3 protein-coding genes are annotated in these 2404 nt (G+C 42.7%); 2 read left to right on the forward strand and 1 reads right to left on the reverse strand.

All coding sequences use genetic code 11. The features are described from left to right. Positions 1 to 128 (reverse strand): HIT domain-containing protein (locus WA010_RS02710; RefSeq protein ID WP_422555643.1); only part of this gene is annotated, 128 nt, incomplete at its 3' end. A gap of 160 nt (positions 129 to 288) precedes the next feature. Here WA010_RS02710 and pheS point away from each other — a divergent pair. Both pheS and ytpR read left to right on the forward strand, forming a co-directional pair. Then, positions 289 to 1281 carry a phenylalanine--tRNA ligase subunit alpha gene (pheS, locus tag WA010_RS02715; protein ID WP_422555641.1) on the forward strand — a complete coding sequence of 331 codons (993 nt, stop codon included), beginning with the start codon at positions 289 to 291 and terminating at the stop codon, positions 1279 to 1281. Further along, positions 1278 to 2404, forward strand: a 1127-nt coding sequence (gene ytpR, locus WA010_RS02720; protein WP_422555642.1) for a YtpR family tRNA-binding protein, incomplete at its 3' end; no start/stop codon positions are given. The genes pheS and ytpR, both read left to right, overlap by 4 nt.

Below are 2404 nucleotides of genomic sequence, written 5' to 3' on the forward strand. Positions count from 1 at the left end.
GCTTTAGGGATCGCTAAAACGTGAACGGGAGCTTTTGGATTGATGTCATGAAACGCATAAAATTCTTCGTTTTCGGTTACGGCGTTGGAGGGGATTTCTTTATTGATAATTTTGCAAAAAATGCACATTTTAAACCTCTTTTTTTATGCTATTGTAGCACATGGATGATCGCTTGAAGCTATTTATAAAAGAGATTTGACTACAATATCTCTCAAATTGAAAGCCCTTTCATAAAAGTGTAAAGATCTATTTTTAAAGCTTTCAGAAAATCACAATGGAGACTCTATTTTGCAAGAGTGGTATGATGCTATAAAATCGGCCGATACGATTGATAAGATCGAAGAGATCCGAATCGCTATTTTCGGAAAAAAAGGGATTATGAACGCAGAGTTCGCCCGTATGAAAGATATTCCCGATGCTGAAAAAGGGACATTTGCCAAAGAGTTGAATATCCACAAAGAGGGGTTGAATGCACTCTTGGTAGATCGCAAACTCTTTTTGGCGATGGAACATTTGCAAGCAACGATGAAAGCCGAAGCGATTGACGTGAGTCTTTATTCTGCTAGGAGTGAACGCGGTTCATTGCACCCCGTTATGGAAACCATGGATCGTATCGTAGAACATTTTGTGGCGATGAACTTTTCGGTAAAAACGGGGCCTATGGTGGAAGATGATTTTCACAATTTTGAAGCGCTAAACCTGCCGAAATATCATCCTGCACGGGATATGCAGGATACCTTTTATTTTAAAGACTCGATGTTGTTGCGTACCCATACCTCTCCGGTACAAATCCGTACGATGTTGAGCCAAAAACCGCCGATTCGGATGATCGCTCCAGGTGCTGTTTTCCGTCGCGATTACGACATTACTCATACGCCAATGTTCCATCAGGTTGAGGGATTGGTTGTCGAAGAGGCGGGGAAAGTCTCCTTTGCGAACCTCAAATTTATCCTCGAAGATTTTTTGAAAACAATGTTCGGCGATGTCGAAGTTCGTTTTCGTCCGAGTTTTTTCCCGTTTACGGAGCCTTCGGCGGAAGTAGATATCAGCTGTATTTTCTGCGGCGGGGAAGGGTGTCGAGTGTGCTCTAAAACGGGTTGGCTCGAAGTACTCGGATGCGGTATTGTTGATCCGAACGTCTTTAAAGCGGTCGGTTATGAGAATGTTAGCGGGTATGCGTTCGGGCTTGGGGTCGAGCGTTTTGCGATGTTGATTCACCGTATTGGTGATTTACGCTCATTGTTTGAGGGAGATACGAGATTATTGGAGCAGTTTAGATGATCGTTACAAAAAATTGGTTAAATGAGTGGATCGATCTCGACGGCATCAGCGCGGAAGAGTTATGTAAAACGTTTAATGCGATCGGTTTGGAAGTCGATGCTCACGAAGTGATCTGCGTTGCGGACGGTGTTGTTGTAGGATTCGTTGAGAAGTGTGAAAAACATCCCGATGCCGATAAGCTTAATGTCTGCCAAGTGAATGTTGGAAAAGAAGTACGTCAAATCGTATGCGGTGCATCGAATGTCCGTGAGGGGATTCATATCGCATTGGCGACGGTCGGTGCGGAACTCCCTGGCGGTCTTAAAATCAAAGAAGCAAAACTTCGCGGTGTTGATTCTCACGGAATGATTTGTTCCGCCAAAGAGATCGGTTTGCCGTCAATGGGCGAAGGGATTATGATCCTTGATGCGAGTATCGGTGAATTGGTACTCGGAAAAAATTTGAACGAATATGCAGTGTTTAATGATGATGTAATCGAAATCGAACTCACCGCTAACCGTGGCGATTGTCTCAGTATACATGGGATTGCACGTGATTTACGCGCCGCATTATCGCGCCCGCTTCGTGAGATTAGTTACAAAGAAAAACAAGATGGAAGACTCGGAATTGGACGAATTTTACAACTTCATCATACCGAAACGTATAGTACTGATTTGTTGTTCGGTGCCGTTGATGTTAAAGAGTTGAAAGTTCCTTTTTGTATCGCTTTACGTTTGGCAATTATCGATGAGATATATATTACTCCTGTGGATGCTTTGCTCCTATATGCGACGCAAAGTACTGGTGTCGTGTTACGTGCTTATCCATTTGATACATTTAATAATGTCGAGAACAAAGGGGTGATTACCCTTCAAAACGATGAAAATGGTTATGCCGCGTTGTATGGTAAAGAAAAAGTTTCGATTATTGGCGTTTCTCAGGAAAAAGAGGCTCATTTTACCGCCCATGAAGGGTTGGCAGTTATTGAAGCAAGCTATATTCCCCCTGAGATCATTGCGAAAAAGATGGGTGAACAAAAGATTCCAAGCTGTCCTCATTATTATCGTTCTTCACGAGGAAGTGAACCTTCAATTGATATGGGTATTCGTTATGTTGGCTATTTATTTGAAAGATATTCACCTTC

This window comes from Sulfuricurvum sp. (genome assembly GCF_049305995.1).
Lineage (GTDB): Bacteria > Campylobacterota > Campylobacteria > Campylobacterales > Sulfurimonadaceae > Sulfuricurvum.